A 6,937-nucleotide genomic window follows, 5' to 3' on the forward strand; every position below is an offset into this window, starting at 1 on the left:
GCTCGGCCGTCAGAGCCTGGGCCGGCGCGGGCGCAGCAACTGCAGTAGCTCCCGCGCCCGAAGCCCCCGCCAGCGGCGGAGCTTCTTCCGCCTCGGGCTCGAAGCGCAGGGGCGTAATGGCGGCAAAGTTGGCCTGCAGGCCCACAATGCTCAGGAAATAAATGAGGGCGCCGTTGGCAAAGTAGGCGTACCAATAGTCGCCGTAGCCCAACGGGCCGATGGCACGATTCAGCACGTCGAAGCCCAGCCACAGCATCAGGCCCAGGAGGGCGGCCACCAGCAAGTCGCGTAGCCCCCGAAACCGCAGCCGGGCTGTGTCCGAAAAATTATCGTCGAGGTAGCGACGGTAGCGGCGAAAGAGGCGGAGCGTGGCCAACCCGTAGCCCATTATCAGGGCGTAACCGAGCCAGCTGACGGGGCCGCTCAGGTAGTCGAGCAGGTTGGCGGCTTCGCCCTTGGTACCGAAGTGGTAGGGCAAGGCCCGCCCGTGCAGGGCGCGGCTCCAGCCCAAATCGTAGAGGGCCGCGCCGGCGTACAGGCCCACCAGCACCAGCCCGGGCAGCAGGTGCCGCCAGTGCTTGCGTAGCTCGAACTCTTGGTTGGTGAGGCTGCGGAAATACAGGTAAAACGCTGGCCCCCAAAATATCCAAGGCTGCCAAGGCACATAGAACATGGCGGTGGAGTAGCCATCGTGGCTATCGTACCAGCCGGCGTAGCCCAGCATCCATTGCGCCACGGGCAGCACGTTCAGCAGAAGCAGCAGGGCCAGCAGCCCGTCGGGCAGGGTGCCGAAGCGCCAGGCCTTCACTAGCAGATGCCCCGTCAGCACCAGCCCCCACAACACAAACGGCAGCAGCAACGCGCTATGCGAACCAAATTGAAACAGCATGCCGCGAAGCTAGTACACAGGCCCTTGGGTTTGGCTACGGCAGCCATTACCAAGGCATGAAAAGACACTGCCGCCTCGGAGCCGCAATAGCAGCACCGGGGCGGCAGCAGTTGGCACCAGCGAGCGGTGGGCGCGAGCTATATAGCTTGCGCTACTCCCGACGGGCCCGACAGCCTATCGGCTCGTGGCCAGAATACCGGCCAGCTCTTCCACGCACTCCGTGAGCTGCTCCCAAGCGGGCAGCATAAAGTATTGATTCTGATAGCGGGCACCGGTTACGGGCGTGTTGAGCACGGTGGCCAGGTCGAAGGCCGGGCGCGGCGTGAACTCGTTCACGCAGTGGTGAATCTCACCGGCCGACGACAGCAGGCCCGCCCCGTAGAGCATGGGGCGGTCGTCGTGCTGCACCATGCCAAACTCAGCCGTGAAGAAATACAGCGCCCACAGCTGCTCACGAGCCGGCGAGCCTTCCGGCTGAGCCACGTAGGCTTGGCCCAGCTCGTGCAAGAAGTTGGCTAGGCCTTGGTCAAGCAGCATGGGAACGTGCCCAAATAAGTCGTGGAACAAGTCGGGCTCGGGGCTGAAATCGAAGGCGTACATCGGCCGGATGCGCGTCACCACCGGAAACTTACGCTCGGCCAGCAGGGCAAAAAACGCGGCCGGCTCGAACGGGCGGCCCACCGGGGCCAATTGCCAGCCGGTTTCCTCGAATACCGTGGCGCTCAGCTCCCGGATGTCGGGGATGGCCTCGCGCCGGTAGCCCAGCCAGGCCAGGTTTTCCCAGAACACCGGCACGGCGCGGCGGTGCAGCAGCGCGGTCTGGCGGTCAAACAGCATTTTCCAGATGAGCTGGTCTTGGCTGGCGGTAGTAGCGGCGGGGCGGTTGGTCGTAAACATAGCGTAACGAAGGGGGAAAGTGCTGGTAAAATCGGGCGAAAAAAAAGCCCGATATCCTGGCGGATTCGGGCTTTTGAAGGTTTCTAGAGAAGTTCGGGTATCATGCCTCGTCTTCCGTTAGCGCCAATCGCAGCCCGTACCCGCCCTGTTTGGGGGCAGTCATTAGGGTGTTAATGCAATTGACGAAGTTGTGGCGCATGAGTGGAACGAATTTAGGAACCGATTCCGGAAATGCAAGCATTTCCCCACATTAATTTTTCTTTATTCCAGTTCCTGACGCAGCGCATACACGCGGCGCAGGTTGCGAATCAGGCGGGCCGATTCGTCGAAATCCAGCGTCTGCGCCCCATCCGAGGCGGCAGTTTCGGGCGTTTCGTGGGTTTCGTACACGATGCCGTCGGCCCCGGCCATCACGCCCGCCAGCGCCATTGTGGGCACATGCTCCCGAATGCCGATGCCGTGCGAGGGGTCCACAATCACGGGCAGGTGGCTCTTGGCCTTCAGGATTGGTACCGCGTTCAAATCCAGCGTATTGCGGCTGGCTGTTTCGAACGTACGGATGCCGCGCTCGCAGAGAATCAACTTCTCGTTGCCGCCCGAAAACACGTATTCAGCCGACGACAGCAGCTCCTCAATCGAACCCGAGATACCGCGTTTCAGCAGCACCGGCTTGTCGACGCCGCCCAGGGCGTCGAGCAGGTTGAAGTTTTGGGTGTTGCGGGCACCCACCTGGAACACGTCCACGTAGTCGTGCATTTCCTCTACCTGCGACACCTGCATTACTTCGGTCACAATTTTGAGGCCGCGGGCCCGGGCCATGCGGTGGAAATCGCGCAGCCCTTCCAGCCCCAGCCCGCGGAAGGCGTAGGGCGACGAGCGGGGCTTGAACACGCCGCCGCGCATCAGGCGCACGCCGTTGGCCACGAGGTGGTCCATCACCTTTTCCATCTGGGCCTCGCTCTCGATGCTGCACGGGCCGGCGCACAGCGCCAGCGTGCCTTCGCCGATGATGACACCATCGCCGAGGTCGAGTACGGTAGGCTTCACGCGCCACTTGCGGCTCACGAGCTTGTAGTCGTCGCTCACGCGGTGCACGTCGCGCACGCCCGGCAGCTGGCCGATGGTGCGGATATCGACGTCCTTTTTGCCGATGGCCACCAGGTAGTGGGCGTGCTGGGTCGTCACTTCGGTGGCCTTGTAGCCCTGTTGTTTCAGGTGCTCGGTGATGGTGGGCACCGAGGCGTTTTTTTCGAGTTGGATTATCACGGAATTATTCGAGAAGAGAAAAGAACGTCATGCAGAGCGCAGCGAAGCATCTCGCGTGCATCGTTCAACGATTAGATTAGTGGTGGCACGCGAGATGCTTCGACTACGCTCAGCATGACGTGCTTTTTACGACGTGTAGAAGTGGTTACACCTGCTTGATGCCCCGCACAAAGCGCGCCGCCTCGGCCGGGGCATCTTCCGCGCCATCGAGCGCGCGGATGAGGGCCGAACCGATGATGGCGCCCTCGGCGTGCTGGCAGGCGCGCTCAAAACCGGCCTTATCAGCGATGCCGAAGCCGATGAGGCGCGGGTTGCGCAGCCCGAGGGCGGCAATGCGCTCGAAATACTGGCGTTGCGCCTCGGCATCGGGCAGTGTGGTACCGCCGGTGGTGCCGGGGCCCGAAACCAGGTAGAGGAAGGCTTCGGAGAGACGGTCGAGGTGGCGAATGCGCTCCTCCGACGTTTGCGGCGTGATGAGGAAGACGGCTTTCAGACCGTACTTCTTAAAGGTTTCCTGGTAGAACTCTTCGTACTCGGCCAGCGGTAGGTCGGGCAGGATGAGGCCATCGACGCCCACGGCGGCCGCCTGGCGGCAGAATTCTTCCACCCCGAACTGCATCACGGGGTTGAGGTAGCCCATGAGGAGCACCGGCGTGTCGGGCACGGCGGCGCGCAGGCCTTTCAGCTGCTCGAACAGCACCGGCAGGTTCATGCCATTGGCCAGGGCCACCGTGCTACTGCCCTGGATGACCGGACCATCAGCCAGCGGGTCGGAAAACGGCATGCCGATTTCGAGGATGTCGGCCCCGGCTTCCACCAGCGACTTGGCCAGCGGGATGGTATCGTGCAGGCTGGGATAGCCGGCCGTGAAGTAGGTGTTGAGCAGGTTGCGCTTGCTTGCGAACGCGTGTTTGAGGCGGTCCATATAATATAGGTATCGGGGAGCCGCGGGCTACACCAGCTTATCCATGTTTTTGAGGTAGGTTTCGAGGTCCTTATCGCCGCGGCCGGAGAGGTTCACCACCACCACGTCGTCGGGGCCTGCACCCAGCCGGCCGAGGGCGGCCAGCGCGTGCGCCGTTTCCAGGGCCGGGATGATGCCTTCGAGGCGGCTGCACACGGCCACGCCGGCCAGGGCAACGGCGAAGGTGATGGCGATGAATTCGGCGCGACCCACCTCGCCCAGGTGCGCGTGCAGCGGCCCGATGCCGGGGTAGTCGAGGCCCGCGCTCAGCGAATACGGTTCAGTAATCTGGCCGTGTTCGTCCTGCATCAGCAGGGTTTTGCTGCCGTGGATGATGCCCGGCGTGCCCAGCACCGACGTAGCCGCCGAGTGCCCGGAGTGGATGCCGTACCCGGCCGCTTCCACCGCAATCAGGCGCACGCTCGGCTCGTCGAGGAAGTGGTAGAACGCACCGGCCGCGTTGGAGCCGCCGCCCACGCAGGCCACCACGAAATCAGGCAGTTCAGTGCCGGTTTTTTCAAGCAGCTGGGCCCGCATTTCTTCGCTGATAATGGCTTGCAGGCGCGCCACCAAATCGGGGTACGGGTGCGGGCCCACCACCGAGCCGATGATGTAGTGCGTATCGACAGGGTTGGCAATCCAGTCGCGGATGGCCTCGTTGGTAGCGTCTTTCAGGGTCTGGCTGCCGCTTTCGGCGCGGCGGACTTCGGCCCCGAGCAGGCGCATGCGGGCCACGTTGGGCGCCTGGCGCTCAATATCAACCGCACCCATGTACACCACGCAGGGCAGGCCCATCAGGGCGCATACGGTGGCAGTGGCCACGCCGTGCTGGCCGGCGCCGGTTTCGGCAATGATGCGCGTTTTGCCCAGCCGCTTGGCCAGCAGAATCTGGCCCACGGTGTTGTTGATTTTGTGGGCGCCGGTGTGGCACAGGTCTTCGCGCTTGAGGAAGACGCGCGTGCCGTATTTTTCCGACAGACGCTTGGCTTCGAACAGCGGCGTGGGCCGGCCCACGTAGTCACGCAGCAGCTGCTTCAGTTCGGCCTGAAACTCCGGCTCGGCCATGATTTGCAGGTATTGCGTGCGCAGCTCCTCCACGTTGGGATAGAGCATTTCGGGCACGAAGGCCCCGCCGAACTGACCGTAGTAGCCACGGGCCGTGGGCTGTTGGTAGGAGGTTGTAGGAGTCATATCGATGAGGCGCCGGAGCGCAGTTGGGTAAACATTTGGGCCAAGCGGCCGGCATCTTTCACGCCCGGCGCGGTTTCGAAGCCGCTGTTCAGGTCGACGCCGGCCAAGCCGGGCAGACGCAGCGCCGCCAGCTCGGCGGCGTGTTCCAGCCCCAGCCCGCCGGCCAGGAAATACGGTACGGGCAGGTTGTAGGCTTGTAACAGTTTCCAATTGAAAGTGGCTCCGTTACCGCCGGGCGCGGCCCCCTTGGTATCGAAGAGGAAATAGTCGCAATGCGGCACGTAGGGCAGCAAAGCATCAAAGTCAACCTTCTCCCCCACCGAAAACGCCTTCAGCACCAGCAGGCCGGCCTCGTTTAGCTCCTCGCACTGCGCGGGCGTTTCCTGCCCGTGCAGCTGCACGGCGGCCAAGCCGAAACGTTGCGCGGTGGCGAGGATGTTCTCGGTGGTTTCGTTCACGAACACACCCGTTTTCCAAATGGTCGGCGGCAGGGTCTGCACGAGTTCTGGAGCCAGCGCCTCGCCCACGAAGCGCGGCGACTTCGGCGCGAAGATGAAACCCAAAAAATCCGGCCCCAGCGCGGCAATGTGCGGCAGCACTTCGGCGTCGCGCATGCCGCACACCTTCACCAACAGTCGCGCCGGCTGGGCGGGAGCTTCCGAAGCGGCCGTAGCGCCGGGCACGCCAGCCGCGGCGGCCAGATTATTCAGGTTGGGCCGGGGCGTTTTCATGGGAGCTAAACGGAGGCCGTTTCGGTTTTGGGCAGCGCGGCGATTTCCTGCACCAGCGTGGCGCAGGCGCGCTCGGGCCGGGCGTGGCGCATGAAGGCCTCGCCCAGCAGGAAGCCGCGGTAGCCTACTTCGCGCAGCTGGCCAATAGCGGCGGCCGTCGAGATACCGCTTTCCGACACCTTCACGAATTCGCCTGGAATGGCTTCGGCCAGCGCCATCGAGGTATCGAGGCTCAGGCTGAAGTCGTGCAGGTTGCGGTTGTTCACGCCGATGAGGTTCACGGCGTCGGCATTGATGGAGCGAGCCAGTTCTTCGCCGTCGTGCACTTCGAGCAGCACTTCCAGGCCCAGCGAGCGGGCCAGGCGGCCCAACGAGTCGATTTCCTGGGGTGTGAGCACGGCGGCAATCAGCAGCACGGCATCAGCCCCGATGCTCTTGGCTTCGAGAATCTGGTATTCGTCTACCACGAAATCCTTACGCAAAATGGGGCAGAAATTGAAGCGACGCGCCGTGGTCAGGTCCTCGTTCTTCCCGCCGAAAAACTCGGTATCGGTGAGGATGGACAGCGCCGCCGCGCCGGCCTGCATGTAGCCCAGCGTGGTGCGTTCGACGGGCGCGTATTGGTTAATCCAGCCTTTGGAGGGCGACTTGCGCTTGAATTCGGCGATGAGGCCGCTACCGCCTTCGCGCAGCAGGTACTTGCGCAGCGACAGCGGCTGTGCGTTGAAATACAGGCTGGTTTCGAGCAGCTTCACGGGCACCAGCTCGCGGCGGCTGGCAATTTCTTTGCGCTTGTGGGCGACGATGGTATCGAGGATGGTGGCTTGCGACATGGTGTAGAAAACAGCAGCGCGGAGGATTTGCTTCGCGCCATGTAGAAATTTATTGAATGGCCAGCATGGTTTCGAATGCCCGTCGGGCCGCGCCCGAGTCCAGCGACTCGCGGCTGAGGGCCAGAGCATCGGTCCAGCTCAGGCCGGGGCGGGCGCATTGCAGGGC

Annotated in this window: 7 protein-coding genes; all 7 read right to left on the bottom strand. The window is 63.3% G+C overall.

The features are described from left to right. Positions 1-889, bottom strand: an 889-nt coding sequence (locus ACYVDE_RS11225; RefSeq protein WP_460501624.1) for a hypothetical protein, incomplete at its 3' end; no start/stop codon positions are given. Between the two features lie 174 nt (positions 890-1,063). Continuing rightward, positions 1,064-1,786 (bottom strand): phenylalanine-4-hydroxylase, encoded by a 723-nt coding sequence (locus ACYVDE_RS11230; protein ID WP_460501626.1) that lies wholly within the window; start codon positions 1,784-1,786, stop codon positions 1,064-1,066. Positions 1,787-2,047: 261 nt separating this feature from the next. Next, positions 2,048-3,052, bottom strand: a complete 1,005-nt coding sequence (gene aroF / locus ACYVDE_RS11235) for a 3-deoxy-7-phosphoheptulonate synthase (RefSeq protein ID WP_460501628.1) — start codon at positions 3,050-3,052, stop codon at positions 2,048-2,050. Positions 3,053-3,197: 145 nt separating this feature from the next. Further along, positions 3,198-3,977, bottom strand: coding sequence for a tryptophan synthase subunit alpha (gene trpA, locus ACYVDE_RS11240; protein ID WP_460501629.1), 780 nt, complete (start codon positions 3,975-3,977; stop codon positions 3,198-3,200). Between the two features lie 27 nt (positions 3,978-4,004). Then, positions 4,005-5,207 carry a tryptophan synthase subunit beta gene (trpB, locus tag ACYVDE_RS11245; protein ID WP_460501631.1) on the bottom strand — a complete coding sequence of 401 codons (1,203 nt, stop codon included), beginning with the start codon at positions 5,205-5,207 and terminating at the stop codon, positions 4,005-4,007. After that, positions 5,204-5,938 (bottom strand): phosphoribosylanthranilate isomerase, encoded by a 735-nt coding sequence (locus ACYVDE_RS11250; RefSeq protein ID WP_460501632.1) that lies wholly within the window; start codon positions 5,936-5,938, stop codon positions 5,204-5,206. The genes trpB and ACYVDE_RS11250 overlap by 4 nt, the downstream gene beginning before the upstream one ends. 5 nt (positions 5,939-5,943) lie before the next feature. Beyond that, positions 5,944-6,771, bottom strand: coding sequence for an indole-3-glycerol phosphate synthase TrpC (gene trpC, locus ACYVDE_RS11255; RefSeq protein WP_460501633.1), 828 nt, complete (start codon positions 6,769-6,771; stop codon positions 5,944-5,946). Positions 6,772-6,937: the final 166 nt, after the last annotated feature.

The sequence above is a fragment of the Hymenobacter agri genome, assembly GCF_054778495.1.

Excerpts from the sequence above, each read along its gene's own strand:
- ACYVDE_RS11250 (WP_460501632.1), bottom strand. The coding sequence starts at position 5,938 with ATGAAAACGCCCCGGCCCAACCTGAATAATCTGGCCGCCGCGGCTGGC.
- ACYVDE_RS11230 (WP_460501626.1), bottom strand. The coding sequence starts at position 1,786 with ATGTTTACGACCAACCGCCCCGCCGCTACTACCGCCAGCCAAGACCAG.
- trpB (WP_460501631.1), bottom strand. The coding sequence starts at position 5,207 with ATGACTCCTACAACCTCCTACCAACAGCCCACGGCCCGTGGCTACTAC.
- trpC (WP_460501633.1), bottom strand. The coding sequence starts at position 6,771 with ATGTCGCAAGCCACCATCCTCGATACCATCGTCGCCCACAAGCGCAAA.
- trpA (WP_460501629.1), bottom strand. The coding sequence starts at position 3,977 with ATGGACCGCCTCAAACACGCGTTCGCAAGCAAGCGCAACCTGCTCAAC.